This window comes from Streptomyces sp. NPDC102279 (genome assembly GCF_044766365.1).
Classification (GTDB): domain Bacteria; phylum Actinomycetota; class Actinomycetes; order Streptomycetales; family Streptomycetaceae; genus Streptomyces.
Window position 1 is genome coordinate 586,958 of record NZ_JBIWLU010000005.1, and the last position, 26,851, is coordinate 613,808.

At 72.4% G+C, this 26,851-nt stretch carries 25 protein-coding genes; 12 read left to right on the forward strand and 13 right to left on the reverse strand.

The features are described from left to right. Positions 1–17: 17 nt before the first annotated feature. The 5 genes from ACIRQH_RS15435 to ACIRQH_RS15455 all read right to left on the reverse strand — a co-directional run bounded on the left by ACIRQH_RS15435 (position 18) and on the right by ACIRQH_RS15455 (position 4,082). Positions 18–392 (reverse strand): hypothetical protein, encoded by a 375-nt coding sequence (locus ACIRQH_RS15435; RefSeq protein WP_081217684.1) that lies wholly within the window; start codon positions 390–392, stop codon positions 18–20. 16 nt (positions 393–408) lie between these two features. Further along, entirely contained in the window at positions 409–927 is a 519-nt protein-coding gene (locus ACIRQH_RS15440; protein WP_358817589.1) for a roadblock/LC7 domain-containing protein, read from the reverse strand. A gap of 64 nt (positions 928–991) precedes the next feature. Next, positions 992–1,807, reverse strand: coding sequence for a transcriptional regulator (locus ACIRQH_RS15445; RefSeq protein ID WP_404226115.1), 816 nt, complete (start codon positions 1,805–1,807; stop codon positions 992–994). Then, positions 1,804–2,211 carry a hypothetical protein gene (locus tag ACIRQH_RS15450; RefSeq protein WP_358817591.1) on the reverse strand — a complete coding sequence of 136 codons (408 nt, stop codon included), beginning with the start codon at positions 2,209–2,211 and terminating at the stop codon, positions 1,804–1,806. Before ACIRQH_RS15450 ends, ACIRQH_RS15445 begins: the two co-directional genes overlap by 4 nt. 485 nt (positions 2,212–2,696) lie before the next feature. Next, positions 2,697–4,082, reverse strand: a complete 1,386-nt coding sequence (locus ACIRQH_RS15455; protein WP_388930799.1) for a diaminopimelate decarboxylase — start codon at positions 4,080–4,082, stop codon at positions 2,697–2,699. Between the two features lie 409 nt (positions 4,083–4,491). Here ACIRQH_RS15455 and hutU point away from each other — a divergent pair, with 409 nt between their 5' ends. The 4 genes from hutU (at position 4,492) to hutI (ending at position 10,017) form a co-directional block, all read left to right on the forward strand. Continuing rightward, positions 4,492–6,165: a urocanate hydratase gene (hutU, locus tag ACIRQH_RS15460; protein ID WP_388874318.1), complete on the forward strand. Its 1,674-nt coding sequence runs from the start codon at positions 4,492–4,494 to the stop codon at positions 6,163–6,165. Next, on the forward strand, positions 6,162–7,385 hold the full coding sequence (locus ACIRQH_RS15465; RefSeq protein WP_388874315.1) for an allantoate amidohydrolase: 1,224 nt from the start codon (positions 6,162–6,164) through the stop codon (positions 7,383–7,385). Before hutU ends, ACIRQH_RS15465 begins: the two co-directional genes overlap by 4 nt. Then, complete coding sequence (locus tag ACIRQH_RS15470; RefSeq protein WP_388874312.1) at positions 7,382–8,740, forward strand: formimidoylglutamate deiminase; 1,359 nt, start codon at positions 7,382–7,384, stop codon at positions 8,738–8,740. Before ACIRQH_RS15465 ends, ACIRQH_RS15470 begins: the two co-directional genes overlap by 4 nt. 101 nt (positions 8,741–8,841) lie before the next feature. After that, positions 8,842–10,017, forward strand: coding sequence for an imidazolonepropionase (gene hutI / locus ACIRQH_RS15475; RefSeq protein ID WP_388874309.1), 1,176 nt, complete (start codon positions 8,842–8,844; stop codon positions 10,015–10,017). A gap of 154 nt (positions 10,018–10,171) precedes the next feature. Here the strand turns inward: hutI and ACIRQH_RS15480 are convergent, their stop codons facing one another. Then, complete coding sequence (locus ACIRQH_RS15480; RefSeq protein ID WP_404226118.1) at positions 10,172–10,975, reverse strand: enoyl-CoA hydratase/isomerase family protein; 804 nt, start codon at positions 10,973–10,975, stop codon at positions 10,172–10,174. A 362-nt stretch (positions 10,976–11,337) separates the two neighbouring features. On the opposite strand from ACIRQH_RS15480, the gene ACIRQH_RS15485 reads away from it, so the two are divergent. Further along, entirely contained in the window at positions 11,338–11,505 is a 168-nt protein-coding gene (locus ACIRQH_RS15485; protein WP_003966491.1) for a DUF3117 domain-containing protein, read from the forward strand. A gap of 178 nt (positions 11,506–11,683) precedes the next feature. On the opposite strand, the gene ACIRQH_RS15490 is transcribed toward ACIRQH_RS15485, so the two are convergent. After that, positions 11,684–12,217, reverse strand: a complete 534-nt coding sequence (locus ACIRQH_RS15490) for an O-methyltransferase (protein ID WP_388929674.1) — start codon at positions 12,215–12,217, stop codon at positions 11,684–11,686. A gap of 392 nt (positions 12,218–12,609) precedes the next feature. Here ACIRQH_RS15490 and sigE point away from each other — a divergent pair, with 392 nt between their 5' ends. From sigE to ACIRQH_RS15515, 5 genes are all read left to right on the forward strand, one after another. After that, entirely contained in the window at positions 12,610–13,308 is a 699-nt protein-coding gene (sigE, locus tag ACIRQH_RS15495; protein ID WP_388867089.1) for an RNA polymerase sigma factor SigE, read from the forward strand. Then, positions 13,305–14,291 (forward strand): anti-sigma factor family protein, encoded by a 987-nt coding sequence (locus ACIRQH_RS15500; protein WP_404226121.1) that lies wholly within the window; start codon positions 13,305–13,307, stop codon positions 14,289–14,291. Before sigE ends, ACIRQH_RS15500 begins: the two co-directional genes overlap by 4 nt. Before the next feature lie 484 nt (positions 14,292–14,775). Continuing rightward, positions 14,776–16,785 (forward strand): trypsin-like peptidase domain-containing protein, encoded by a 2,010-nt coding sequence (locus ACIRQH_RS15505; protein WP_404226124.1) that lies wholly within the window; start codon positions 14,776–14,778, stop codon positions 16,783–16,785. Positions 16,786–17,003: 218 nt separating this feature from the next. Continuing rightward, the gene (locus ACIRQH_RS15510; protein WP_358815597.1) at positions 17,004–17,441 is read left to right on the forward strand and encodes a sec-independent translocase; all 438 of its coding nucleotides are present in this window, start codon (positions 17,004–17,006) and stop codon (positions 17,439–17,441) included. Between the two features lie 297 nt (positions 17,442–17,738). Then, a complete protein-coding gene (locus tag ACIRQH_RS15515; protein WP_358815598.1) occupies positions 17,739–18,395 on the forward strand; it encodes a hypothetical protein in 657 nt (218 codons plus the stop codon). A gap of 86 nt (positions 18,396–18,481) precedes the next feature. On the opposite strand, the gene ACIRQH_RS15520 is transcribed toward ACIRQH_RS15515, so the two are convergent. From ACIRQH_RS15520 to ACIRQH_RS15530, 3 genes are read right to left on the reverse strand one after another with little or no spacing between them, the layout of a single operon-like run. Beyond that, positions 18,482–19,615 (reverse strand): Mrp/NBP35 family ATP-binding protein, encoded by a 1,134-nt coding sequence (locus ACIRQH_RS15520; protein ID WP_388866911.1) that lies wholly within the window; start codon positions 19,613–19,615, stop codon positions 18,482–18,484. Positions 19,616–19,659: 44 nt separating this feature from the next. Next, positions 19,660–20,256 (reverse strand): DUF1003 domain-containing protein, encoded by a 597-nt coding sequence (locus tag ACIRQH_RS15525; protein WP_358815600.1) that lies wholly within the window; start codon positions 20,254–20,256, stop codon positions 19,660–19,662. Then, a complete protein-coding gene (locus tag ACIRQH_RS15530; RefSeq protein WP_388866908.1) occupies positions 20,246–21,643 on the reverse strand; it encodes a magnesium transporter MgtE N-terminal domain-containing protein in 1,398 nt (465 codons plus the stop codon). The genes ACIRQH_RS15525 and ACIRQH_RS15530 overlap by 11 nt, the downstream gene beginning before the upstream one ends. A gap of 186 nt (positions 21,644–21,829) precedes the next feature. Between ACIRQH_RS15530 and ACIRQH_RS15535 the strand changes: the two genes are divergently transcribed. Further along, on the forward strand, positions 21,830–22,591 hold the full coding sequence (locus ACIRQH_RS15535) for a hypothetical protein (protein WP_388866906.1): 762 nt from the start codon (positions 21,830–21,832) through the stop codon (positions 22,589–22,591). A gap of 28 nt (positions 22,592–22,619) precedes the next feature. On the opposite strand, the gene ACIRQH_RS15540 is transcribed toward ACIRQH_RS15535, so the two are convergent. Together ACIRQH_RS15540 and ACIRQH_RS15545 are read right to left on the reverse strand one after the other, a co-directional pair. Beyond that, a complete protein-coding gene (locus ACIRQH_RS15540) occupies positions 22,620–23,162 on the reverse strand; it encodes a hypothetical protein (RefSeq protein ID WP_388866903.1) in 543 nt (180 codons plus the stop codon). Between the two features lie 24 nt (positions 23,163–23,186). Beyond that, positions 23,187–24,299: a magnesium and cobalt transport protein CorA gene (locus tag ACIRQH_RS15545; protein WP_358815604.1), complete on the reverse strand. Its 1,113-nt coding sequence runs from the start codon at positions 24,297–24,299 to the stop codon at positions 23,187–23,189. A gap of 620 nt (positions 24,300–24,919) precedes the next feature. Here ACIRQH_RS15545 and ACIRQH_RS15550 point away from each other — a divergent pair. Continuing rightward, positions 24,920–25,504, forward strand: a complete 585-nt coding sequence (locus ACIRQH_RS15550; RefSeq protein WP_358815605.1) for a suppressor of fused domain protein — start codon at positions 24,920–24,922, stop codon at positions 25,502–25,504. Between the two features lie 92 nt (positions 25,505–25,596). Here the strand turns inward: ACIRQH_RS15550 and ACIRQH_RS15555 are convergent, their stop codons facing one another. Then, positions 25,597–26,850, reverse strand: coding sequence for an MFS transporter (locus ACIRQH_RS15555; RefSeq protein ID WP_358815606.1), 1,254 nt, complete (start codon positions 26,848–26,850; stop codon positions 25,597–25,599). Position 26,851: the final 1 nt, after the last annotated feature.

Consider the following 26,851-nt stretch of genomic DNA (forward strand, 5'->3'; position numbering starts at 1 on the left):
GGCGGGTCGTGCCCGCCCTAGACCTCCAGATCGGTCTCGATCCGCTTGAGCTGGTGGCGGGCCATCGCCAGGTTGGCCCGCTTCTGGTCGAGCACGAGGTACAGGAACAGTCCGTTCCCGCCGCGCCCCTTCATCAGCCGGATCAGGTGGTACTGGTCGGAGAGCGTGATCAGGATGTCCTCGATCTCGCCCTTCAGGCCCAGGTGTTCCATGGTGCGCAGCTTGGCGCGGACGACGTCGGTGTTGCCGGCCGCCGCGACGGTGAGGTCGAAGCTCTTGCTGCCGCCGATCGTGCCCAGCGCCATACCGCTGGTGTAGTCGACGAGTGCCGCTCCGGTCGCGCCCTCGATGGACGCCAGAGCCTCTTTGAGGGCGGTCTCGGTGTTCGTCATGATGTGGTGCTCCTTCTCAACTCTCGGATGTGCTGGGGCGGTTGGTGACAGGGGTGGTCGTGGGCCGGGCGGGCGTCGTGCCGCGCGGGACGCGGGTGCGCGACGGGCCCGGTGAGGGTTTCGCCGTCGTCCGGGCCGGAGCGGCGGGCGGTTCGCCGCGCGCCGTGGCGGCGTCGACCAGCTCCCCGATCCGGGTGCCGGAGCGCCGCCCCTCCAGGTGCAGCCGGCCGACGTTGACGCGGTCCTGGGCCAGCAGCGTCAGTACGGCGGAGCCACCCGCCGCGTAGGTCGCCACATAGCCGTGCACGCCGCGGACGAGCAGCTCGCGCAGGTCGCCCTGTCCGGTGGCCTCCGCCATCCGGATGGCGACCCCGAGGGCCGCCGCGGTGAGCGCGGCCAGACCGTCCGGCTCGACGCCGGGGGTGTCGTGGGCGAGGACGAGACCGTCGGCGCTGGCCGCGAGCGCTCCGGTCAGCTGGGGCACACGGGCCCGTAACCGATGGAGTTCGTCGAGGACTTCGGGTTCCGCCGCCATCAGCAGTCTCCTCTCGGCACGCTGTCGCAGCGCGCGGATCACAAGGCCTCCCGCGGTTCGGTACTCACAAGGCCTCCAGCGCGTCTCTGAGACGTCGCAGCAGGGCGACGTCGGGATCGGTGGAGGACTGGGTGAGTACGCCGGGCACGGAAGGCGGCTGCGGTGCGGGCGCGGCCGTCACGTGGCCGGCGGCGGCGAGCCGGCGCAGGTCGACCAGCGTGTGGAAGGCGGGCCGGCCGAGCGCGGCGGACACGTCGGCCGCCGTGCGGACACCGTCCACCCGTCCGAGCACGGCCTCCTGCCGCAGCGGTACCGCGGGCCCCGCGGCGAGGCCGGCGCGCCGCAACGGGGCGGTGTCGGTCGCCGCGTCGGGCCATATTCGGTGCAGCAGTTCGCGGCGGCGCACCGTCTCGCGCTCCAGCGCGGCCACGGGTACGGGGCGGAGCGGGCCGAACCAGTGCGCGGCGCCGTACCGGAAGCGGCTCGGGGTGCTGCTCGGTCCGAGCACGAAGTACGCGGCGTCGTACAGCGAGCCGAGGTGGCACAGCTGCAGCGCGCCCTCCGCTATTCGCCCGCTGTCGATCAGGAACCGGCCCACGCGGCGGCGGGCGCCGGCCAGGGCGACGGCCTCGCGCCACACCTCGGGCTCCAGCACCCCGCGGGCGGAGAACAGCACGTCGATACCGGGGGTGGCCGGGCTCTCGGCGTGCACCACCTCGCCCTCGTCGAGGTAGAGGGTCCCGCGTTCGCGGATGAGGACGCCGGTGGCCCGCTCGGCGGCGAGCCGGCTGAGCATGGGCGAGACGCCGCCCGCGTCGGTGCTCGGAGCCCTGTCGCGCACCGGGAGCCGGGGCGGAGGAGGGGTTCTGACGGTCGTCATACGAGCACCAGCCGTCCGGCCATCTCGCCGAGCCGGATCCGGGCCAGCGCGAGGTTGCCGTCCGAGCGGCCCAGCCACAGGTGCAGGAACACGCTGCTGTCGAAGCTGGTCCGCACGAACCGGAGGACGTGGTAGCTGTCGCGGTTGCTGATGATCAGGTCCTCGATGGGGGTCTCCTGGTCCGACCACTCGGACCAGTCGGAGCCGCCCTTCGGGGCGAACGACCGGTTCTCGGCGGCGAGTCGGGCCAGTTCGGCCGCCTCCGCCGCGGTCGTCTCGTGGTCGTCGCCCGGCGCGTCGCCGACCGTGCCCAGGGCCAGCCCGCTGGTCCAGTCGACCACCGAGGCACCCCGCGCACCGGGCAGTGTCATGGCTTCCAGCAGGCACTCGTCGATTCCGGGCACCGTGTCTCCCCTCCCGCCAAGGGTTCGGCCGAGTGACGCAGAAGTTACGCACTGTGTGCGCGATGAGTGAGTGATCCGGCATTTTCCTGTGGAACATGCCCGGGATGACTAAGGTGGGTCAACTGACCATATTTTCCGGCGTTCTTGAAACCGCAGGTGGGCGGTTTGTGTGGCCTTGGGGCGCACGACGGGGGCGCTCACGGGCCTGCCGGGGCGCGCGGTCAGCCGCACGCGCCGGGAAGCTGCCCGCGCCACGGCTGCGCGACGGCGGCTCGACAAGGCGTGCCGCCGGTTCCGGCGGGAGATCCACGCCGACGGCACGCTCCTCGGACGCGCCGGCCCGCCTTCGGGTTCCGTGCGGCACCGGAACCGGAACCCGAACGGGGCCGCGCGGGAACCCTTGCGGCGAGGGGGCCCTGCAGGGGGAGGCCCCGCAGCGAGGGGAAGGCCTGCAGCGAGGGGAAGCCCTGCAGCGAGGGGAAGCCCTACAGCGAGGTGAGCGACGGGCTGTTGGTGCCGCCCGACTCCGCGACGATCTCCTCCACCGTCTGCGGCTCGCGCACGACCGCGAACCGCACACCGCCGGTGCCTCCACCGCCGTCGGCTCCGCTGCCGCCGTCCGTGCCGTCGCCGTCGGGCCCGAAGCCGTAGATGCCCGGCCGCGCGAGGGAGTTGTACGCGTAGTGGTGCGCGAAGTAGTACGCGCCGGTGTCCAACGCGGCCGCGTGGTCGCCCTGTTCGAGCAGCGGCAGCGCCCGACCCTCGGCGAGCAGGTCGCCCGCGAAACAGGCGGGACCCGCGATGTCCTGGACCACGTCCGGCCCGGTCTTCGGGCGGCCCTTGGCGTCGTACGCGGCGATCCGCAGCGGCCAGGCCCCCGGCGCGTACACCGTGCGGGCCGCCACCTGGACGCCGGCGTGCGTGACGGCGATCGCGCGGCCCCCCGCGGTCTTCGCGTACTCGACCCGCGCCAGGACGGTTCCGTGCTTGGCCAGCAATGACCGGCCGAACTCGGTGACCAGCCCGTACCGCCCGTCGAACAGACCCGGCACCACCTCGGCGAGCAGCCGCGCGTACTGCGCGTACGTCGGGGCCGTCGCGTCGGAGCCGAAGTTGACCGGCAGTCCGCCGCCGATGTCGATCGTGTCGACCTGCCGCCGTCCGACGTGCCGGTTGATCTCCTCCGCCAGCGCGTACGTCTCCGCCACGCCCTGCGCCATCAGCGAGAGCGGCATGCCCTGCGACCCCGAGTGGGCGTGCAGCCGGGTCAGCCAGGGCCGGTCGGCGTACGCCCGCAGGATCCACGCGCGGGCGCCCTCGTCCCGGAGCGCGACGCCGAACTTGGAGGTCGCCGTGGCCGTGGACAGCGCTCCGATGGAGCCCCCGCCGACCTGCGGATTGATCCGCAGTCCGATGGGCGAGCCGGTGGGTGCCGAGCGCACCATGGCGTCGATGCGCTCCAGCTCCTGCGGGTTGTCCGCGTTCACCGCGATGCCGAGCGCCAGCGCCTCGCGCAGTTCGGCGGAGGTCTTGGCGGGGGAGTCGAGGACGGTCCGGTCGGGGGGAAGCCCGGCCGCGCGGGCGAGCGCCAGCTCTCCCGGGCTCGCCACCTCGGCGCCGATCCCCTCGTCGGCCAGCAGCCGCAGGACGGGCACGAGGGGTGCCGCCTTCACCGCGAAGGCGTGCAGCACGGGGGTGCCGGGCGCGGTCACCGTGTCGAACGCGGCGCGCAGCGCGGCGGCCGAGGCCCGGATGCCCGGCACGTCGAGCAGGGCGACGACGGGCTGCTCCGGGGTGAGGAGGCCCTGCTCCACGGCGGCCCGCACGGCGTCGTCCCGCCGGGCGACCCGCTCGGCGTCCGCCGCCGCCACGGCGTCGCTCCCGGTACCGCTCCCGTCGGCGGCGCCGCTTCCGTACCGGTCGGGTGTCCCGCTGCCCGCCCGCGGGTCGTCCGCTCCGCTCCCGAAGCCGCCGAAGTCCGGCGCACCGGCCCGGCCGCCCCTCGGTGGCCGGTTCCCGCCCGGGGCTCCGGCCCGCTCAGGTACGCCGTTCCCGCTCCCCGTCGTGTCGCCCGAAGACGGTCCGGACGTTCCTGCCGAAGACATCGCAGCCCCACTCACCCCGTCGAACGGCGGATCTCCCGCCCCGTCCATCTCTGCGCCCATGGATCCCAGCCAAACATCGGTGACCGCCAGGAGCAGCCCGTGGACCTATTGACTAGCCCTATTCAAAGGGTGAGGATGTGAATATCCATAGCAACAGTCCGCTGGGAGGCAGACCATGTCAGGACCCCGCCCCGTCCGAGCACCGCGCGGTACGGAACTGAGCGCCCTGGGATGGCAGCAGGAGGCCGCCCTTCGGATGCTGCAGAACAACCTCGACCCCGAGGTCGCCGAGCACCCCGACAAGCTCGTCGTCTACGGCGGCACCGGCAAGGCCGCCCGCGACTGGCGCTCCTTCGACGCCATGGTCCGCACGCTGCGCACCCTCAAGCAGGACGAGACGATGCTCGTCCAGTCCGGCCGCCCCGTCGGCGTCATGCAGACCCACGAGTGGGCCCCGCGCGTCCTCATCGCCAACTCCAACCTGGTCGGCGACTGGGCGAACTGGGAGGAGTTCCGTCGTCTGGAGGCCCTCGGCCTCACCATGTACGGCCAGATGACCGCCGGTTCCTGGATCTACATCGGCACCCAGGGCATCCTCCAGGGCACCTACGAGACCTTCTCCGCCGTCGCCGCGAAGAAGTTCGGCGGCACCCTCGCGGGCACCATCACGCTGACCGCCGGTCTCGGCGGCATGGGCGGCGCCCAGCCGCTCGCCGTGACGATGAACGACGGCGTCGCCATCTGCATCGACGTGGACCCGCGCGCCATCGAGCGGCGCATCGAGCACCGCTACCTGGACGTGAAGGCCGACTCCCTGGAGCACGCCCTCCAGCTCGCCGTCGAGGCCCGCGACCAGCGCAAGCCGCTCTCCATCGGCCTCCTGGGCAACGCCGCCGACCTGCTGCCGCGGATGCTCGCCGAGGGCGCCCCCATCGACATCGTGACCGACCAGACCTCGGCCCACGACCCGCTCGCGTACCTCCCCTCCGGCATGGACCTCGACGACATGGCCGACGCGGCCGCCAAGGACCCGGCGGGCTTCACCACCCGCGCCCGCGAGTCCATGGCGAAGCACGTCGAGGCCATGGTCGGCTTCATGGACGCCGGCGCCGAGGTCTTCGACTACGGCAACTCCATCCGCGGCGAGGCCCAGCTCGCCGGGTACGACCGGGCGTTCGCCTTCCCCGGCTTCGTCCCCGCCTACATCCGCCCCCTCTTCTCCGAGGGCAAGGGCCCCTTCCGCTGGGCCGCCCTGTCCGGCGAGGCCTCCGACATCCACAAGACGGACAAGGCGATCCTCGACCTCTTCCCGGAGAACGAGTCGCTGCACCGCTGGATCAAGCTGGCCGGCGAGCGCGTCCACTTCCAGGGCCTGCCCGCCCGGATCTGCTGGCTCGGCTACGGCGAGCGCGACAAGGCCGGTGAGCGCTTCAACGACATGGTGGCCTCCGGCGAGCTCGCCGCCCCCCTCGCGATCGGCCGCGACCACCTCGACTGCGGCTCCGTCGCCTCCCCGTACCGGGAGACGGAGGCCATGCTCGACGGCTCCGACGCGATCGCCGACTGGCCGCTGCTGAACGCCATGGTGAACGTCGCCTCCGGCGCCTCCTGGGTCTCCATCCACCACGGCGGCGGCGTCGGCATGGGCCGCTCCATCCACGCGGGCCAGGTCTGCGTCGCCGACGGCACCGAGCTGGCCGGCGAGAAGATCCGCCGCGTCCTGACGAACGACCCGGGCATGGGCGTCATCCGCCACGTCGACGCCGGCTACGACATCGCCGAGTCCGTCGCCGACGAGCGCGGTGTGCGCATCCCGATGCGCGAAGGCGCCGAGGGCGGCACCGCGTGACCTTCCACAGCATGTGGGCGGAGCTGCTGCCGATCGGCCGCAGCTCCGCCTCCGGCGGCTACCGCCGCTTCGCCTGGACCGGCGCCGACACCGACTGCCGCGCCTGGTTCCGGCAGCAGGCGGAGTCCCGCGGGCTCACCTGCGAACTCGACCGCAACGGCAACCAGTGGGCCTGGCTCGGCGACCCCGCCGCGGGCGACGCCGTGGTCACGGGCTCGCACCTCGACTCCGTCCCCGACGGCGGCGCCTTCGACGGCCCGCTCGGCGTCGTCTCCTCCTTCGCCGCGCTCGACGAACTCCGGGCCCGCGGCGTGGAGTTCACCAGGCCGCTCGCCGTCGTCAACTTCGGTGACGAGGAGGGCGCCCGCTTCGGGCTCGCCTGCGTCGGCTCCCGGCTGGCCGCCGGACAGCTCACCGTCGAGCAGGCGCACCGCCTCACCGACGCCGACGGGATCACCCTGCCCCAGGCCATGGAGCGCGCCGGGTACGACCCCACCGCCATCGGCCCCGACCCCGAGCGGCTCGGCCGGATCGGCGCCTTCGTCGAACTCCACGTCGAGCAGGGCCGCGCCCTCGACATCGGCGGCGACCAGATCGGCATCGCCAGCGCCATCTGGCCGCACGGCCGCTGGCGCTTCGACTTCCGGGGCGAGGCCAACCACGCGGGCACGACCCGCCTCGTGGACCGCCGCGACCCGATGCTGTCGTACGCGGAGACCGTGCTCAGCGCCCGGCGGGAGGCCCGGCTCGCCGGCGCCGTCGCCACGTTCGGCAAGATCGCCGTCGAGCCGAACGGCGTGAACGCCATCCCCTCCCTCGTGCGCGGCTGGCTCGACTCCCGCGCCGCCGACCAGGCGACCCTCGACACCGTGGTCACCGGCATCGAGAAGGCGGCCCGCGCCCACGCCGAGGAGCAGGGCGTCGAACTCGACGTCGTGCGCGAGTCGTTCACCCCCGTCGTCGAGTTCGAGCACGCCCTGCGCGACGAACTCGCCCGCATCCTCGGCAAGGAGCGCGACGCCGCCCTCAGCGTGCCCGTACTGGGCACCGGCGCCGGACACGACGCGGGAATCCTCTCCGGCACCGTCCCGACCGCCATGCTGTTCGTACGCAACCCCACGGGTGTCTCGCACTCCCCGGCCGAGTTCGCCGCCGAGGACGACTGCGTGGCCGGGGTGACCGCACTCGCCGACGTACTCGAAGGGCTGGCCTGCAGGTGACGCAGACGTACTGGCTGGAACACGCCTGGCTCGACACCCACGTCGAGCCGGGCGTCGCCGTGACCGTGTCCACCGGCGGCTCCACGGCCGGGTCGGACGGCCGCATCACCGAGGTCCGCACCGGCGTCGACACCCCGCCGCCCGGCGCCGAGATCCTCCGCGGACTCACCCTCCCCGGTCTCGCCAACGCCCACTCGCACGCCTTCCACCGCGCCCTGCGCGGCACCGTCCAGGTCGGCTCCGGCACCTTCTGGACCTGGCGCGAGATCATGTACTCCTTCGCCGACCGGCTGACCCCGGAGACGTACCACGCGCTGGCCCGCGCGGTGTACGCGGAGATGGCGCTCGCCGGAGTCACCGCCGTCGGCGAGTTCCACTACCTTCACCACGCCCACGGCGGCACCCCCTACGCCGACCCCAACGCCATGGGTGAGGCACTCGTCGCCGCCGCCGCGGACGCCGGCATCCGCGTCACCCTGCTCGACACGGCCTACCTCTCCTCCGGCTTCGGGCAGCCGCCCAATCATCACCAACTCCGGTTCTCCGACGGCACCGCTGAGGCCTGGGCGGAACGCTGTTCCCTTCTCAAGGACCGGGACCACGCACGGATCGGCGCGGCGATCCACTCCGTACGGGCCGTGCCGGCCGGGGAACTCGCCACGGTCGCGCGCTGGGCCGAGGAGCGGCGCGCCCCGCTCCACGTGCACCTGTCCGAGCAGACCGCCGAGAACGAGGCCTGCCGCGCCGCCCACGGCCGCACGCCCGCCCAGCTCCTCGCCGACCACGGCGTCCTCGGCCCGCGCACCACCGGCGTCCACAACACGCACCTCACGGACGAGGACATCGCCCTCATCGGCGGCTCGGGCACCGGCACCTGCATGTGCCCGACGACCGAACGCGACCTCGCGGACGGCATCGGCCCCGCCGTCGCCCTCCAGCGCGCCGGCTCACCCCTGTCGCTCGGCTCCGACAGCCACGCCGTCATCGACCTCCTCGAAGAGGCCCGCGCGATGGAGCTGAACGAACGGCTGCGCACCCGCACCCGCGGTCACTGGACGGCCGCCGCCCTGCTGCGCGCCGCCTCCGCCGACGGCCACGCGGCCCTCGGCTGGGACGACGCGGGCAGCATCGAGGCCGGCGCGCTCGCCGACTTCACGACGATCGCCCTCGACTCGGTCAGAACCGCGGGGCCGCTGCCGCGCCTCGGGGCCGAGACCGCCGTATTCGCGGCCACGGCGGCCGATGTGCGGCACACGGTCGTCGCGGGCCGCCACATCGTGCGCGACGGCGCGCACACCCTCGTACCGGATGTGCCGACGGCGCTCGCGAGCGCCGTCGAGGCACTGCGCGCCTGACACGGCCCGGACGGCGGGGCCCGTCATCCGGCAGCGGCCGGCGGACCCCCGTCCCCGTCGGCCGTCCCCCCACCCGCAGTCCCGCCACCCCTGAGGACGCCATGAGCAGCACGACCGTCATCACCAACATCGCCAGTCTGGTCACCAACGATCCCTCCCAAGGTGACGGGTCCCCGCTCGGTCTGATCCAGGACGCGGCCGTCGTCATCGACGGCGACCGCGTCGTGTGGACCGGTGAATCCAGCAAAGCACCCGCCACCGACAACCGGTTCGACGCCGAGGGCCGCGCGCTGATCCCCGGCTTCGTCGACTCCCACTCGCACCTGGTCTTCGCCGGTGACCGCACCCAGGAGTTCAACGCCCGGATGTCCGGCCGCGCCTACAGCGCCGGCGGCATCCGCACCACCGTCGCCGCCACCCGCGCCGCCACCGACGAGGACCTGGAGCGGAACCTCACGCGCTACCTCCACGAGGCGCTCCGGCAGGGCACCACGACCATGGAGACCAAGTCGGGCTACGGCCTGACGGTGGACGACGAGGCCCGCGCGCTGCGCATCGCCGCCGCACACACCGACGAGGTCACCTACCTCGGCGCGCACATCGTCCCGCCGGACCACGCCGACGACCCGGCCGCTTATGTCGCCCTGGTGACCGGCGAGATGCTCGACGCCTGTGCCCCGCACGCCCGTTGGGTGGACGTCTTCTGCGAGAAGGGCGCCTTCGACGGGGACCAGGCGCGCGCGATCCTCACGGCGGGCCGGGACAGGGGCCTGCACCCCCGCGTCCACGCCAACCAGCTCACGTACGGTCCCGGCGTGCAGCTCGCCGTCGAGCTGGACGCGGCGAGCGCCGACCACTGCACGCACCTGACGGACGAGGACGTCGACGCCCTCGCGAACGGCAACACCGTGGCGACGCTGCTGCCGGGCGCCGAGTTCTCGACCCGCGCCGAGTGGCCGGACGCCCGCAGGCTGATCGACGCGGGCGTCACGGTCGCCCTGTCCACGGACTGCAACCCGGGCTCGTCGTTCACGTCGTCCGTGCCCTTCTGCGTCGCGCTCGCGGTGCGGGACATGGGGATGACGCCGGACGAGGCCGTGTGGTCGGCGACGGCGGGCGGCGCGCGGGCCCTGCGCCGCGACGACGTAGGACGCCTCGCCCCCGGCGCGTACGCCGACCTGACCCTGCTGGACGCCCCGAGCCACGTCCACCTCGCCTACCGTCCCGGCGTCCCGCTGGTCAGCGGCGTCTGGCGGCGGGGCGTCCGCGCGGTCTGAGGCCCGCCGGACGGAGCGGGGTCCGGAGCAGGGGCGGCGCAGGCACGGAACGGAGCGGAAGACGGAGCGGGGGGGGGGGGGGGGGGGCGGCGCCCCCCCCCCCCCCCCCCCCCCCCCCCCCCCCCCCCCCCCTCCCCCGTCAACCGTCGGACGGTCAGCGTCCGAGGTATTTCGGCTTCTCCTTGTCGACGAACGCCTGGACCGCGATGGTGTGGTCCTCGGAGGCACCGGCCCGCGCCTGGAGTTCGTCCTCCTTCTCCAGGGTCTCGTCGAGGGAGTGGGTCAGCCCGAAGGCGAGGGACTCCTTCAGCGCCGCGTAGGCGAGCGTCGGCCCCGCGGCCAGCGCCCGCGCCACCTTCTCCGCCTCGGCGTGCAGCTCCGCGGCCGGAACGAGCCTGTTCGCGATGCCCAGTTCGTAGGCCTCCCGCGCGCTGATGCTGCGCGGGAAGAGCAGCAGGTCGGCGGCGCGGCTCGGTCCCACGACCCGGGGCAGCGTCCAGGAGACCCCGGAGTCGGCGGTCAGGGCGACCCCGGCGAACGAGGTGTTGAAGGCGGCCGTGTCGGCGACGACGCGGTAGTCCGCGGCGAGCGCGAACCCGAAGCCGGCGCCCGCCGCGACGCCGTTGACGCCGGCCACCACGGGCTTCGCGGCACCGGTCAGGGCCCGCACGATGGGGTTGTAGTGCTCGCGCACGGTGCTCATGGTCCGGCCCTCCCCGGACTGCTTGTCGGCGGCCAGCAGCCCGATGTGCTCCTTGAGGTCCTGCCCGACGCAGAACGCCCGGTTCCCCGCGGCGGTCAGCAGGATCGCCCGCACGCCCTCGTCGGCCGCCGCCTCCTGTGCCGCGTCGCGGAGGGCGACCTTGGTCCCGGTGTTCATCGCGTTCATCGCCTCGGGGCGGTTCAGCGTGATCGTCGCGAGTCCGTCGCTCACCTCGTAGAGCACGGTGTCGGCCATGGTGGGTCCCCTCCGGTGTCGCGGCTCCGTCGTACCGGCCGGTACGTCCTGTCCGATGACAGCATGGCGGAGATCACCGGCGGTGGAGCCGGGCGGTCATGTGACCTGCGTCAAAGAATTCCGCGCCCTGGAAGTCCATGCGGCGGCGCAGTATCGCAGTCACATCGCCGAATTGAGTGGTTTTGCTCAAGCGCGTTGCGCAAGCGATGCCGACTGATGTTGGTCATCGGGTCCTGAGATGCGGGATAATGGCCTGGAAGCAATGTGTTCGATGCCGGTGACGTGTGTCCTATGAGAGGACACGCGTGCCCTCCGAGGGGGCCGTCGGCGACGATGAGCTGGTTTCAGGAAGGGGAACGAGCATGGCGGCCATGAAGCCGCGGACGGGCGATGGCCCGCTCGAGGTGACCAAGGAGGGGCGGGGCATCGTCATGCGCGTTCCGCTCGAAGGCGGCGGTCGGCTCGTCGTCGAGCTGACCCCTGACGAGGCCGACGCGCTCGGCGACGCTCTCAAGAAGGTCGTCGGCTGACGCGGAACGCGACCCTACCTCTTCGGCTTCCCCGGCACCGTACCTGGTGTCGGGGAAGCTGTCTTTTCGGACGGAGAACACTGCCCCGCCGCCCGGGACGGAGCCCGCTGCGGCGCTGTATGGCCTGGTCAGAGGCGTGCGATGGGGTGCGCGGTGCGGGACGGGCGGGCGTGGCAGGTCAGCGCTTGACCGCGCACAGCAGGCCATCGCCCACCGGCAGCAGCGACGGCACCAGCTCCTGGCTCTCGCGTACCGCGCGCAGCAGTTCGCGCAGCCGGCCCACCTCGACCGGCTGGGGTCCCGAGTCCACGGTGCGGCCGTCCGCGAAGACGCCCTCGAAGACGACGAGCCCGCCCGTGCGCAACAGGCGCAACGATTCAGCGAGGTAGTCCAGGCACTCCAGACGGTCGCCGTCGCAGAAGACGAGGTCGTATCCGGCGTCCGCGAGGCGGGGCAGGACGTCCAGCGCGCGGCCCGGGATGAACCGCGCGCGGTTGGTGGCGAAACCGGCGGCACGGAAGGCCTGGCGGGCGAGCTGCTGGCGCTCCGGCTCCGGATCCACGGTGGTCAGTACCCCGTCCGGCCGCATGCCGTGCAGCAGATGGATTCCGGAGACGCCGGTCCCGGTCCCGATCTCCGCGACCGCCTTCGCGTCCACGGTGGCGGCGAGCATCCGCAGCGCCGCGCCCGTGCCGGGGGACACCGAGCGCATGCCTGCCTCGCGGGCCCGGTCCCGGGCCCAGCGCAGCGTCTCGTCCTCGGCGACAAAGGCGTCGGCGAACGCCCAGCTCGTCTGCCGGTTGCCGGTAATGACCCTCTCCTGTCCCCGTGGTTGCCTGGGCGTGACTGTATCCGTTGGTGCCGGGAACCTGCCGATGGGACCAGGCGTTTAGAGGGGTGGGGAAACAGAGCGGGGGAAAGAAGATGGACCAGCGCACGGAGCGAGGCGGCGGGCAGGTGCTGACGCACCCATATGAGCCCGTATCAAATTCTCGTAAAACCGCTTATCCGGAGCTAACGGGCGAGGTGGCTATGGTAGGTGCTCCACTGGACACCACCAGAGCCGACAGGGGAGGTGCGGCTGCGCCTGTGGATCGAGGCGGAGTGCTCCGGCGCCTGCTCAGATCAGCGGGTGAGCCGAAATCCGTGACCGACAAAGCTGACCAGTCCCATGCTGCTGCCCCTGTGCAGACCGCGACGTTCACCACCGACGCGGAGTCGCAGCCGTGGACTCCGCCCACGTGGGAGGAGATCGTCAGCACCCACAGCGGCCGCGTCTACCGCCTCGCCTACCGCCTCACGGGCAACCAGCACGACGCCGAGGACCTCACCCAGGAGGTCTTCGTCCGCGTCTTCCGCTCGCTGTCCACCTACACGCCCGGCACCTTCGAGGGCTGGCTGCACCGCATCACCACGAACCTCTTCCTGGACATGGTGCGCCGTAAGCAGCGCATCCGTTTCGACGCCCTCGGCGACGACGCGGCCGAGCGCCTGCCCAGCAGAGAGCCCTCCCCGCAGCAGGTCTTCAACGACGCGCACTTCGACGCCGACGTCCAGCAGGCGCTGGACACCCTCGCGCCCGAGTTCCGCGCCGCCGTCGTCCTCTGCGACATCGAAGGACTGTCGTACGAGGAGATCGCCGCGACCCTGGGCGTCAAGCTCGGCACGGTCCGTTCCCGGATCCACCGCGGCCGCTCCCAGCTGCGCAAGGCCCTGGCACACCGGTCCCCCGAGGCCCGCGCCGAGCGACGCTCGTTCGCGGCCCGTGTGCCCGTGCTGGGGGGAGGGGGCGCGACCGCGTGAGTGGAACCCGACCCACCCCTGCCGAGCAGCACCTAGGGGACCGACTTTCCGCCCTGGTGGACGGAGAGCTCGGTCATGAGTCGCGCGACCGTGTCCTCGCCCACCTCGCGACCTGCGCGAAGTGCAAGGTCGAGGCCGACGCCCAGCGACGTTTGAAGAACGTCTTCGCCGAAATGGCCCCGCCGCCCCCGTCCGAGAGCTTCCTGGCCCGTCTCCAGGGGCTGCCCGGGGGAGGGGACTCCGACAGCGGTTCGCCGTTCGGCGGAGGTGCGTTCGGAGGAAGACTTCCCGGCGGCTCCGGGGGCCCGGGCATGCCCGGCGTCTTCGGGGTGCGGGGTGAGCCCTTCGGTTACGTGCCCGCGGGGCCGCACGCCGACGTGTTGCCTCCCTCCTCCGGGGGCGGCTTCCGCATCCATGACGTCGGCCGTCACGAGGCCGAGCGGTCGGCCTCACGCGGACTGCGCCTCGCCTTCGCCGCGGCCGGCGCGGTGTCGCTGGCCGCCGTCGCGCTCGGCGGGGTGTCGACCGGAATCCCCGGGGACACCGCGGACGCGCGCGGAGGCTCCGGTGTCGGCAGCAATGTCACGCCGGCGCGGACCCAGGGCACCGGCACTCCCACGACCCCGGAGGCTCAGCGCCGCCGGTCGGCCGGGCCGCTGCTCGCCCAGGGCGAGCGCTCCCTCGGCAACGGTCCGGTCGCCCCGACCGAGGTGTCCGCCCCGCTGCTGCCCGGAGTTCCCGCTCCGGCGGACCGCGGCGCCGACGCCGACGCCGTGCACACGCTGACGACCCCGGTGGTCGCCGGTGCCGCCGCCATGTCCCCGCTGATACGCCCGCTCACCAGTGCCCAGCCGGTCGCGCTGAACACGTGGTCCGCCGCCTCGGAGACCACGACCCCGGGCCTGCTCGCCGCCCCCGCCGCCACACCGTCCCCCTCTTCGTCCACGTCCCCCACTTCCCCCTCCGCTCGTAGTCTTCGCTGACCCTGCCCTCTGCGCGGCGGCCCGTGAACCTGGTTGAATCCGGGGTGGGCCGCGCCCGCGGGAGGGATTCCGGGCGTGGCGTCGACCGGTCTGTGGTGACCGTCGGCGAGTTGTGCCGCGGGCCAGGTGTGGGGAGAGCATGAACGAGGGGAAGCCCACGAAGGCGAAGTGGTGGAGCAGGCCCCGGCCGCACGGTCCGGGCCCCGAAACCCCACCGGCTCCTCTCACGAACCCGGACGCCGAAGGCCCTGCCACCGGACCGGCGACCGAGCCGGACGGCACAGCCGACCGCCCCGGCCTTTCCCTTTCCGAGCCCGAATCCGGTCCCGCGCAGCCGAGCATTCCCGCACCCCGAGCGCACGTGCCGGGGGCCCGGGAGGGCGCACCACGGGACGCCCACCTGCCGGAAGCTCCCGAGGCCGACACCGGTGTCTCGCCCGTGCCCGGGGTACGTGAGGCCGACGCCGGTGATGCGGGCCGGGCCGTGACCGATGGCGACTCCCATCTCCCCGGAGGCCGTGTCAGCGGCACCGGTGAGTCGGGCCTGCCCGGGGTCCGTGAGCCCGATGCGGATGCCGACGCCGACGACTTGCACGTGGCCGGCGCCGGCGAGGGTGCCGACGTCGACTCGGCCCTGCCGGGAGCCCGTGAGTCCGACACTGGTGACTACGAGCTGGCGCGGCCTGCCGCGAACCCCGCCCCGGTGCGAGAGGCTGCCCCGGCGAACGCCGGTCCGGTGGTGGTGGTGCGAGAGGCTGCCTCGGCGAGCACCGGCTCGGTGGTGCAAGAGGCTGCCTCGGCGAGCACCGGCCCGGCCCGGGAGCCCGTCCCCGCGCACTCCGGCTCCCCGCACTCCGACTCCGGCTCCGGCCTGGACTCCGACTCCGACGGGCCGTCCGAGGCCGCCGACGCCGTCCGTCCGGCGCAGTCCGGCGCCGGACCCAGCGGGCCGCACGGCCCGGGCTCCGCCGTACCGTCCCTCACCGGTGACGGCACCGGCCTCCGTGAAGACGGGGACTACGAGCTGGCGCGGCCCGCTGTGGCGCGTCCGGAGCCCCAGCACGCGTCCGACCCCTACAGCACCCCTCCCTACGGCCACCCCGGCCCCTGGGCCCCCGCTCCGCCCGTCCAGCACCCCACCACCTCCCACACCCCCCACGCCGAGGGCTCCGACCACTCCGCGACGATCCCGGCGCAGGCCCAGGCCGCCTCCCCCCTCGACCCCGTGCCCCAGGACGTCCCGCCCCCGGCCCCCGCCGGGCCGAGCGCCCCGCAGACCCCCGAGGAGCAGGCCCCGGACCCCTGGCGGAACTACGACCCCTGGGCGGCCCCGGCGCCGCTCCAGCAGAACGGGGGCGCCGTGCCCACCGTGACGCAGCGCCGCAAGCGGACGCGGAAGACCCTCGTGCTCGCGGCCGTCGTACTCGCGCTGCTGTCCGGCGGGGTCGGCGGCGTCGTGGGCGCGTATCTGCAGCGCGACGAGGGGACGACGAGGGTCGAGCTGCCGCAGGCCGCCAAGGAGGCCCCCGGGCGGGCCCCGGACAGCGTGGCCGGCATCGCCGCACACGCGCTCCCCAGCGTCGTCACCCTGCATGTGCGGGGGAGTGAGGAGCAGGGCACGGGCACCGGGTTCGTCCTCGACGGCCGGGGACACATCCTCACCAACAACCACGTGATCGAACCCGCCGGTGACAGCGGTGAGATATCGGTGACGTTCAGCGGCGGCGAAACGGCGAAGGCGAAGGTCGTCGGGCACGACAGCGGCTACGACCTCGCCGTCGTGAAGGTCTCCGGCGTCTCGGGACTCGCCCCCATGCCGCTCGGGAACTCCGACAGCGTCCAGGTCGGCGACCCCGTCGTCGCCATCGGCGCGCCCTTCGACCTCGCCAACACCGTCACCTCCGGGATCATCAGCGCCAAGGAGCGGCCCATCACGGCGGGCGGTGAGAAGGGCGACGGCACCGACGTCTCGTACGTGGACGCCCTGCAGACCGACGCCCCGATCAACCCCGGCAACTCGGGCGGCCCCCTCCTCGACTCGCGGGCCCGGGTCATCGGCATCAACAGCGCCATCCGCTCCGCCGACAACGGCTCCGACCTGGAGAGCGGTCAGGCCGGCTCCATCGGCCTGGGTTTCGCCATCCCCGTGAACCAGGCCAAGCGGGTCGCCGAGGAACTCATCAACACCGGCCGGGCCACGCACCCGGTGATCGGTGTCACGCTCGACATGAACTACTCGGGTGACGGCGCGCGGGTCGGCACGAAGACCGCCGACGGCGGCCCGCCGGTCAGCTCGGGCGGACCCGGTGCCGAGGCGGGCATCAAGGCGGGCGACGTCATCACTGAGGTCGACGGCACGCGGGTGCACTCCGGTGAGGAACTCATCGTGAAGACCCGCGCCCACCGGCCCGGGGACCGTCTCCGAATCACCCTTCACCGAGGCGGCGCGGACCGCACGGTGACGCTCGTCCTCGGATCCGCCGACGGCGACTGAGGGCCCGCGAGCCCCGGCCCGGGAATGACACGAACCTCACAGCGGAGGACGACACCGCAGCTCCGGACGGCAAACATCACGGAAAACCAGAGGTGCACAGCAAGTCGGAAGCCCCTGGACAGTTCCGGACGGACGGGAACGCCGGGTACCTTTGGTCACGGCCCGGACCACGGAACACTCCCGAGGGCCGAGGCCCGGACATCGCAAGGAGCTACCAGGTGTTCAATGACATAGGACCTCTCGAGCTGGTGACGCTCGTCGTCCTCGCCGTGCTCGTGTTCGGTCCGGACAAGCTCCCGAAGATGATTCAGGACGTCACGCGCACCATCCGCAAGATCCGTGAGTTCTCGGAGAGCGCCAAGGCGGACATCCGTGACGAGCTCGGCCCCGAGTTCAAGGACTTCGAGTTCGAGGACCTGAACCCCAAGACGTTCCTGCGCAAGCAGCTGGACAACGACGAGCTGGGGCTCAAGGAGATCCGTAACGGCTTCGACCTGAAGAAGGAGATGGCCGAGGTCACGGACGCGGTGCACAACCGGGAGTCCGACTCCTCCGCCTCCTCGAAGGGCTCGGCCGGCGGCTCCCTCGACATGACGAAGAAGCCCGAGAAGGCCGACCCGGACGAGCGCCCGCCCTACGACGCCGACGCCACCTGATCCACGGCGTCCAGCCGTACGGCCGAGCCGGAACGCCGAGCCGTACCACCGAGCCGGAACGCCGAGCCGTACCACCGAGCCGGAACGCCGAGTCGCGAGACCGGCTCCGCGACGGCGTGCCGGGGCCGGAAACATGCCCCGACCGGCCCGTTTCCGCCGTGCACACGCCCCACGCGCCGGGCGCTTTCGCCGCTGCTCGCGGCGGTGTGGCTATGCTGCCCAGTTGTTGTGCGGACCGAAGGACGCCCGAGGGGGGCGGGCCACCCGGTCCGCCGAGAACGAGGAGGCGTCCGGCAGATGGAGACGACAAGTCGGGTAGGCGCGCAGGCGCCGGCCGCGGATGACGGACAGCAGGTCCCCACCACCCGGCGCACGGTCGACGGCTACCTGCTGGCGCCCTTCCCCTGGTACGGCCTCGACGAGGCCTTCACGGGGCCGCGCTGGCTCATGCAGGTGGGTATGTCGGCGGAAGGCGTCGTCGAGCACGGTTCGATCGGCCACGGTGACGAGCCGGTGGTGCGCCCAGAGCCGGCCGACGACAAGGAGCGGTTCGCGGTGGTCGTCACCGTTGCCGCCAACCCCGATCGGCGCAGCGCCGACGGCACGGGCCTGCTGGAGGCCACCTCGGTCTCCTCGGCCGCCTGGCTGGCCGGTGTGGGGCTGCTGTCCTTCACCTGGCCCGGCCAGATGGACCACACGCTGCGCGACGACTGGCTGGACCAGCAGACCGAGACCGCCTGGGTGCTGGCAGACGACCTGGACGGCTCGGACTGGTCCACGCTGTCCCTCCCCGTGGACGGGGTCCCCACGACCTTCCACTACCGCGAGTCCGAGTTCGGCTGGGTGCTCGCCGGCTCCACCCAGGAGGGCGTCCACGTGGGCGCGTACGGGCGGGGCATGAGCGCGTACGGACTCGGCTTCGCGATGATCAAGGACATCGGGGCGTACGCCTAGGACGTACCGGCCGCGGCCGGTACGAAGGAGGGGCACCGTCCGTGCGGACGGTGCCCCTCCTTCGTACCGGGACCCTGCGAGGGCCCTTAGAACTTGTTGCGCGGGGTGATGCCCAGCGACATGCCCGACAGGCCGCGCTGGCGGCCGCCGAGCTTGCCGGCGATGGCGCGCAGGGCCGAGCCGGCCGGCGAGTCGGGGTCGGAGAGGACCACCGGCTTGCCCTCGTCGCCGCCCTCACGGAGGCGGACGTCGATCGGGATGGAGCCGAGGACCGGGACCGTCGCGCCGGTGGTGCGGGTCAGGCCGTCGGCGACCGACTGGCCGCCGCCCGTGCCGAACACGTCGACCATCTCGTCGCAGTGCGGGCAGGGCAGCCCCGCCATGTTCTCGACGACACCCACGATCTTCTGGTGGGTCTGCACCGCGATCGAGCCCGCACGCTCGGCGACCTCGGCCGCGGCCTGCTGCGGAGTCGTCACGACGAGGATCTCGGCGTTCGGGACGAGCTGCGCCACGGAGATCGCGATGTCGCCCGTGCCCGGCGGGAGGTCGAGGAGCAGGACGTCGAGGTCGCCCCAGTACACGTCCGCCAGGAACTGCTGGAGGGCGCGGTGCAGCATCGGGCCGCGCCACACCACCGGCGCGTTGCCCGGGGTGAACATACCGATGGAGATGACCTTCACGCCGTGCGCGGACGGCGGCATGATCATGTTCTCGACCTGGGTCGGACGGCCGTCCGCGCCGAGCATGCGCGGCACCGAGTGGCCGTAGATGTCGGCGTCCACGACACCGACCTTGAGACCGTCGGCGGCCATCGCCGCCGCCAGGTTCACGGTGACGGAGGACTTGCCGACGCCACCCTTGCCGGAGGCGACCGCATAGACGCGGGTCAGCGAGCCGGGCTTGGCGAACGGCACCTCGCGCTCGGCGGCACCGCCCTTCAGCGCGGTCGCCAGCTCGCGGCGCTGTTCGTCGCTCATCACGTCGAGTTCGACCTCGACAGCGGTGACGCCCTCGACGCCCGAGACCGCCTCCGTCACGCGCTGGGTGATCGTGTCCCGCATCGGGCAGCCGGAGACCGTCAGGTACACGGCGACCGCGACCGTGCCATCCGCGCCGATCTCCACCGATTTGACCATCCCCAGCTCGGTGATGGGTCGGTTGATCTCGGGGTCGTTCACCGTCGCCAGTGCTTCACGCACCGCGTCTTCCGTAGCCATAGGGACGATGGTACGGCGCTCCCCATGGGCCCGGGAAAGCCCTGTCACCGGTCGTCTACGTCACGTCCCTGCGACCGTTCCGCCGGGAATACGATCCGGCCGTCCCCCGACCCCTCCGCGTACCGCTCCTCCAGCTCCTTGACCAGGTCCTGGAGCTCGGAGCGGATCCAGTCGCGGGTGGCGACCTCGCCGAGTCCCATCCGCAGCGCGGCGATCTCGCGGGTGAGGTACTCGGTGTCCGCGATGGACCGTTCGTTCTGGTTGCGGTCCTGTTCGAGGTTGACCCGGTCGCGGTCGTCCTGCCGGTTCTGCGCGAGCAGGATCAGCGGGGCGGCGTAGGAGGCCTGGAGCGACAGCATCAGGGTCAGGAAGATGAACGGGTAGCTGTCGAAGCGCAGGGCGCCCGGGGCGAAGATGTTCCACACGACCCACAGGATGATGACGATCGTCATCCAGACGATGAACCGTCCGGTGCCGAGGAAGCGGGCGATGCGCTCCGAGAGCCGTCCGAAGGCCTCGGGGTCCCACTCGGGCAGGAACCGGCGCCGCTGCGGCTTCGGCTGGTCGAGCCGGCCACGGGGCCGGGGGGCGGCGGTGGCCCCGGTGGCGGTCCGCTCCCGGGTCTCGCGGTCAGTGCCCATGGCGTCCCCCCCCGGAACCGCCGCCCGGCCCCGCTCCGGGGTCCGCGTCCGCCCGGCCGTCCACGGCGTGGGCGCCGTCCGCCGGCTCGTCGTCGCGGACGGCGTGGTGCACCTCCTCGGGAACGCTCTCGTCGAGGTGGAACTCCGTCTCCCGCCAGTCGTCGGGCAGCATGTGGTCCAGCACGTCGTCCACGGTCACCGCGCCCAGCAGCGAGCCGCTCTCGTCGACGACGGGCGCCGCGACCATGTCGTACGTGGCGAAGAACCCGGCGACCACGGGCAGTTCGTCCTCCGGCGCGAGCGGCTGGAGATCGTCGTCGACGAGCGAGCCGACCAGCGTGAACGGCGGATCGCGCAGCAGCCGCTGGAAGTGCACGGCGCCCAGGTACTTGCCCGTCGGTGTCTCGTCGGGCGGGCGGCACACGTACACCTGGGCGGCGAGCGCGGGGGAGAGGTCGGGGTTGCGGACCCGGGCCAGCGCGTCGGCGACGGTCGCGTCGGGCCGCAGCACGATCGGCTCGGTGGTCATCAGACCACCCGCCGTCCGCTCCTCGTACGCCATCAGCCGGCGCACGTCGGCCGCGTCGCCCGGACGCATCAGCGTGAGCAGCCGCTCCACGTCCTCGGCGGGCAGCTCGGCGAGCAGGTCGGCCGCGTCGTCGGGGTCCATCGCCTCCAGCACGTCGGCCGCGCGCTCCTCCTTGAGCTTGCCGAGGATCTCGATCTGGTCGTCCTCGGGCAGCTCTTCGAGCACGTCGGCGAGCCGGTCGTCGTCGAGGGCCGCGGCCACCTCGCCGCGCCGCTTCGGAGACAGGTGGTGCAGGACGTTCGCCAGGTCGGCCGGGCGCAGCTGCTCGAAGGTGGCGAGCAGACTCTCCGCGCCCTGCCCGTCCTCCTCCAGCGCGACGCCGGTGACGGCGGACCAGTCGACGGTCAGCGTCTCGCCCTTGGCGCGACGGAAGGCACCGCCCGTGCGTCCCTTGCGCACGAAGACCCGGTCGATCTCCCAGTCGCGGCGGGCCGGGAGCTGCTGGATCGACACGTCGAGGACGGTGACCTCCTCGCCCGTCTCGACCAGGGTCACGAGCCGGTCGAGAAGTTCGCCGAAGATGAGCCGTTCGGTGGGCCGTTGCTCGAAGCGGCGGACGTTCAGGACCCCGGTCGAGATGACCTGGCCCGACTCGATGCCGGTCACCCGGGTCATGGGCAGGAAGATGCGGCGGCGCGTGGACAGTTCGACGACCAGGCCGAGCAGCCGGGGCGGCCGCCGGCCCACGCGCAGCATGGCGACGAGGTCCCGCACGCGGCCCACCTGGTCGCCGTTCGGGTCGAAGACGGCGACACCGGCCAGGTGCGAGACGAAGATCCGGGGGGCACCTGCGGCCATGCCCGCGCCTCCTTCGCTTCGAAGCGTTCTGTGCCGGTCTGTCCGCTCGGGTGGGCTTCAGGCTAGCCCGTCCCGGTCGGATACGCCCTGGTGGGCGGTCCGGACGGACTGCCTCCGCCGGGCGGCCGCGGCACCGGTACGCTGCCGTACGCCGCCCAGCACCGCGCACGAAAGGCAGCCCCACCTGTGACTGCAATTCCCCCGGGCCGTATCCGCAGAATCGCCAGGGCGAGCGCGGTGTGCGCCCTGGCCGTGACAGGGATGGCGGGGCTGACGGGGTGCGGCAGCGAGGACCCGGACGCGGGCACGAACGGGGTCGGCAAGCTGCCCGCCGCCACCATCCAGGCGAAGACGAAGAAGGCCGCCGAGGACGCGAAGACCGTACGGCTGTCCGGGACCGTCGTGTCGAACGGGACCACGTACACCCTCGACATGCGCCTCACGTCCGACGGCGGCACCGGCTCGGTCACCTCCAAGGGCGCCAGTTTCCGGCTGCTGCGCGTCGGTGAGCACCTCTTCCTCAAGGCCGACGCGGAGTTCTGGGCGCACCAGGACGGCAAGAACGGCGACAAGCCGGGGGACACGGCAGCGGCCGACAAGCTGGAGGGCATGTACGTGAAGGTGCCGACCGGCGACCCCGCGTACAAGCGGTTCAGCGGCTTCACCGACAAGGACGTCCTGCTCGACGGGCTGCTCGGCCTGCACGGCGCGCTCGCCACGGACGGCCACCACGAGCAGTCCGGGGTCCGCACCATCCGCATCACCGGAGACAAGGGATCGGGCGGCGCCCTGGACGTCTCGCTGAAGGGGATCCCGTACCCGCTGTTGCTCGTCCGCGCGGGCAACGCCGGCACGCTCCGGCTGACCGACTGGGGCAAGGACTTCGCGCTAAAGGAGCCTTCGGAGAAGGAGACGGTGGACTACGGGCAGCAACTGCCCTCCTCGTAGTCCCGGCCCGGTCTCGCTCCCGGGCCCGCTAGCGGCGCTTGCGGCGCTTCAGCAGGAGTCGCGGGAGCGCCGCGGGGATTTCCTGGCGGGTGGTCGCCGAGGTCGGCACCGGCCGCTGTGCGAGCGATCCGTCGGGCAGTCCGGCGGTCGCGCCGGTCGGCTCCAGCCGGACGAGCCGGCACTCGCGGGCCCAGCGCTCGGGCATGGCCTCGCCGTCGGGCGCGTTCAGCCGCTTGCCCTTGAGCTCGCCGACGGCGGCCTCCCACTCCGGGGTGCCCGCGGCGAGTTCCGTGACGCGTGCGGACCAGGAGACGAGCCGGCCGCCCTTGTCCTTGCTGCGTACGGTCACGACCGCTTCGCCCCCGTCGGCCAGGTCGGGCAGCGGCTGCTCGCCCGGCCCGTCGCCGACCAGGAAGGCGGCCCCGTCCGCCCACACGTGCCAGAGCGGACGGGTGGGCACCTCCTGGCCCGGCCCTGGATGCGCCGGCAGGCCGCCGCCGCGCACCCAGATCAGCCCGGACTTCTTGGTGGCCTCCTCGATGAGGGCCCGGTCGAGCAGCTCGTGCGTCATGGGCACCAGCCTATCCAGGCGTTCCTAGAGCCAGCCGTTGCGCTTCAGGATGCGGTGGATGGAGAGGCAGAGCCCGACGGTGACAGCCATGACGACCGGGTAGCCGTAGCGCCAGTGCAGCTCGGGCATGTGCTCGAAGTTCATCCCGTACACACCACAGACCATCGTCGGTACGGCGATGATCGCCGCCCAGGACGTGATCTTGCGCATGTCCTCGTTCTGCGCGACGGACGCCTGCGCGAGGTTGGCCTGGAGGATCGAGTTGAGCAGTTCGTCGAAGCCGAGGACCTGCTCCTGGACGCGCGCGAGGTGGTCGGCGACGTCGCGGAAGTACTTCTGGATGTCGGGGTCGACGAGCCGCATCGGCCGCTCGCTCAGCAGCTGCATGGGGCGCAGCAGCGGCGACACCGCCCGCTTGAACTCCAGCACCTCGCGCTTGAGCTGGTAGATCTGCCCGGCGTCCGTGCCGCGCGGAGTGCCTTTGCGGCCGGGCGAGAACACCTCGGTCTCGACCTCGTCGATGTCGTCCTGCACGGCGTCCGCGACCGCGATGTACCCGTCGACGACGTGGTCGGCGATCGCGTGCAGCACCGCCGAGGGGCCCTTGGAGAGCAGCTCGGGATCGTCCTGGAGGCGGTGCCGCAGCGCGCGCAGCGAGCCCTGCCCGCCGTGCCGGACGGTGATGAAGAAGTCCCCTCCGGTGAAGCACATCACCTCACCGGTCTCGACGATCTCGCTGGTCGCGGTGAGCCGGTCGTGCTCGACGTAGTGGATGGTCTTGAACACGGTGAACAAGGAGTCGTCGTAGCGCTCCAGCTTGGGGCGCTGGTGGGCCTGGACGGCGTCCTCGACGGCCAACGGGTGCAGGCCGAACTCCCGGGCGATACCGGCGAATTCGTCCTCGGTGGGCTCGTGCAGGCCGATCCACACGAACCCGCCGTCGCGCCGCACCTGGCGCATCGCCTCGTGCGGGGTGAGCGGCGTGCGCGTCTGGACGCGGGCACCGTCGCGGTAGACGGCGCAGTCGACCACGGCCGACGGGGTCCCGGGGTCACGCGTGGTGTCGTACGAGCCACTGTCCTTGCGCAGCGGCGGACGGGGGCGGACCGCGGCGCGCAGGTCACGGATCATCGACATGGCAGGCTCCTTTTCGCAACGGAGGCGGCCTGCGACGGTTGGAACTACCCGGAATGGGGACGTCCTGACTGCGGATGTTTGGCACGTCCACAAAGCGGGGAGCACCGCACCGTCGCGGTGGCAGCTTCGCTACTGATTCAGATCGGACAGATCAGGGGTTCAGATCGGACAGATCAGGCGGAAACGAAGCGCTCTTCCGTGGTGCACCGGGCAACGCTGACACGTATGCACACGATTGCCTGAGACGGCGGCCGGCAGGACTGAAGAACCAGCGGGACCAGCTACGGACTCAGCGACAGGAAGAGCGGGTGGTACTGCACGATCGACTTCGATCCATTGCAGCCCCACCTCCTCCGGTCGGTCCCCCGTGAGGGACGAGCCATCCCCCGAAGGGGAGTCCGGCTCCCTCCGAAGGGGAGTCGGATCAGTCTCAGTGCGCCGGAGCCTTCGGGGCCAACTCCCGCAGCGCCATGAGGGCATGAGGGGTGCGTCCGATACCAGTTGCTCCGACCAGCGGCCAAGAGTATCAGCGCACCGATGTGTCAAGGCGCCGCTTTGCGCGTTGTTGACCACGGGGTGCGGCGCCCGCCCTGGTGGGCGCCCCCGCCTATGCTCGGTGCATGGCAGATGTTCTTCCCCTGGTCGAGGCCCGTTTGCGCTCCGCGCTGGGCGAACCCGACGCGCGCGCCGCGGTCACCTTCCTCGGCACGGACCGCATCGAGGTGGTGCGCTTCACGGAGGGCGACGTCGTCCGCTACGCCACGCTCGGCATGTCCGCCCAGCCGATGGCCGACCCCGCCGAGGCGCTCGCCGACCCGGTGAAGGGCCCGCGCGCCGAGCTGATCCTCTCGGTCCGCCCGGCCGGTGCCGACACCGACAAGGTGCTCCGCCCGCTGGCCGTGCTCGCCGCCTCGCCGCAGGTCGAGGGCCTGATCGTGGCCCCCGGTGCCTCCCTCGACGTGGGGGAACCCCTGTGGCCCGGCGCGCCGTTCACCTCCGTCCTGGTCGCGGAGTCCGGCGGCCTGGTGGAGGACCTGGAGCTCGACGAGCCGGCCGATCCCGTGCGGTTCCTGCCGCTGCTCCCCATGACACCCAACGAGGCGGCCTGGAAGCGCGTGCACGGCGCCGCCGCACTTCAGGAGCGCTGGCTGAACGGTGGAACGGACCTGCGCGATCCGCTGCGCAAGTCCGTTCCGCTCGACTGATCCCGGAGGCTGACAGGACGTCAACTGTCCTGTTCCTCAAGTGAGTCGGTGATCTCGGGCGCGACCGTGCCGGCCGGCACGGACCGGCCGGCTCAGTTCGCGAAGACCGTGACGCCGTCCTCGGTGGCGTGGGCCGGCTCCAGTTCCTCCGCCTCGTGGGTCAGGGCGTGCCGCCGGACGAGGACCACCAGGGCGCCCAGCAGCGCGGTGATGGCGGCCACCACGAACGGGATGCGGATGTTCGTCCACTCCTCGATCTTCGGAGCGAAGAACGGCGCCGCGGCCGCCGCGAACCAGCGCACGAAGTTGTAGCCGGCGCTCGCCACCGGTCGCGGCGCGTCGGAGACCCCGAGGGCCAGCTCCGTGTAGACGGTGTTGTTCACGCCGATGAAGGCGCCGGACAGGATCGTGCAGACGATCGCGGTGGTGTGGTCGCCGTACCCGAGGACCAGGACGTCGGCCGCGAGCAGCACCAGCGAGCCGCCGAGCACCTTGAGCGAGCCGAACCGGGCCTGCATGCGCGGCGCCACGATCACCGAGAAGACCGCGAGCAGCACACCCCAGCAGAAGAACACCGCACCCGACTTGTAGGGCGTCATGTTCAGCACGAACGGGGTGAAGGCCAGCACGGTGAAGAACGTGTAGTTGTAGAAGAACGCGGACGTCGCCGCCGAGGCGAGGCCGCCGTGTCCGAGGGCGCGCAGCGGGTCGAGCAGGGAGGTCTTGCGGGCGGGCTTCGGCTGCTCCTTGAGGAACACCGTGATGCACAGGAAGCCGATCGCCATCAGGAACGCGGTGCCGAAGAACGGGTAGCGCCAGCTCGCGTCACCGAGCAGAGCGCCGAGCAGCGGGCCGCAGGCCATGCCGAGGCCGAGCGCGGACTCGTAGAGCAGGATCGCCGCCGCGCTGCCGCCGGCCGCGGCGCCGACGATCACGGCCAGGGCCGTGGAGACGAACAGCGCGTTGCCGAGACCCCAGCCCGCGCGGAAGCCGACCAGTTCGCCGACCGACCCCGAGGTGCCCGCGAGTCCGGCGAAGACCACGACGAGCGCGAGGCCGAGCAGCAGGGTCTTCTTGCCGCCGATGCGGCTGGAGACGAAGCCGGTCACCAGCATCGCGACGGCGGTGATCAGGAAGTACGAGGTGAAGAGGAGCGACACCTGGCTCGGGGTGGCGTCGAGGCCCTTGGCGATGGACGGCAGGATCGGGTCGACGAGGCCGATGCCCATGAAGGCGACGACGGACGCGCCGGCCGTCGCCCAGACGGCCCTGGGCTGACGCAGGAGGCCGCCCGCACCCGCGTCGAACGTGTCCCCTTCGGCGGGGGCTTCCGTGGTGATGATCATG

Excerpts from the sequence above, each read along its gene's own strand:
- ACIRQH_RS15435 (WP_081217684.1), bottom strand. The coding sequence starts at position 392 with ATGACGAACACCGAGACCGCCCTCAAAGAGGCTCTGGCGTCCATCGAG.
- ACIRQH_RS15440 (WP_358817589.1), bottom strand. The coding sequence starts at position 927 with ATGGCGGCGGAACCCGAAGTCCTCGACGAACTCCATCGGTTACGGGCC.
- ACIRQH_RS15445 (WP_404226115.1), bottom strand. The coding sequence starts at position 1,807 with ATGACGACCGTCAGAACCCCTCCTCCGCCCCGGCTCCCGGTGCGCGAC.
- hutU (WP_388874318.1), top strand. The coding sequence starts at position 4,492 with ATGTCAGGACCCCGCCCCGTCCGAGCACCGCGCGGTACGGAACTGAGC.
- hutI (WP_388874309.1), top strand. The coding sequence starts at position 8,842 with ATGAGCAGCACGACCGTCATCACCAACATCGCCAGTCTGGTCACCAAC.
- ACIRQH_RS15480 (WP_404226118.1), bottom strand. The coding sequence starts at position 10,975 with ATGGCCGACACCGTGCTCTACGAGGTGAGCGACGGACTCGCGACGATC.
- ACIRQH_RS15485 (WP_003966491.1), top strand. The coding sequence starts at position 11,338 with ATGGCGGCCATGAAGCCGCGGACGGGCGATGGCCCGCTCGAGGTGACC.
- ACIRQH_RS15490 (WP_388929674.1), bottom strand. The coding sequence starts at position 12,217 with ATGCGCTCGGTGTCCCCCGGCACGGGCGCGGCGCTGCGGATGCTCGCC.
- ACIRQH_RS15515 (WP_358815598.1), top strand. The coding sequence starts at position 17,739 with ATGGAGACGACAAGTCGGGTAGGCGCGCAGGCGCCGGCCGCGGATGAC.
- ACIRQH_RS15520 (WP_388866911.1), bottom strand. The coding sequence starts at position 19,615 with ATGGCTACGGAAGACGCGGTGCGTGAAGCACTGGCGACGGTGAACGAC.
- ACIRQH_RS15525 (WP_358815600.1), bottom strand. The coding sequence starts at position 20,256 with ATGGGCACTGACCGCGAGACCCGGGAGCGGACCGCCACCGGGGCCACC.
- ACIRQH_RS15530 (WP_388866908.1), bottom strand. The coding sequence starts at position 21,643 with ATGGCCGCAGGTGCCCCCCGGATCTTCGTCTCGCACCTGGCCGGTGTC.
- ACIRQH_RS15540 (WP_388866903.1), bottom strand. The coding sequence starts at position 23,162 with ATGACGCACGAGCTGCTCGACCGGGCCCTCATCGAGGAGGCCACCAAG.
- ACIRQH_RS15545 (WP_358815604.1), bottom strand. The coding sequence starts at position 24,299 with ATGTCGATGATCCGTGACCTGCGCGCCGCGGTCCGCCCCCGTCCGCCG.
- ACIRQH_RS15550 (WP_358815605.1), top strand. The coding sequence starts at position 24,920 with ATGGCAGATGTTCTTCCCCTGGTCGAGGCCCGTTTGCGCTCCGCGCTG.
- ACIRQH_RS15555 (WP_358815606.1), bottom strand. The coding sequence starts at position 26,850 with ATGATCATCACCACGGAAGCCCCCGCCGAAGGGGACACGTTCGACGCG.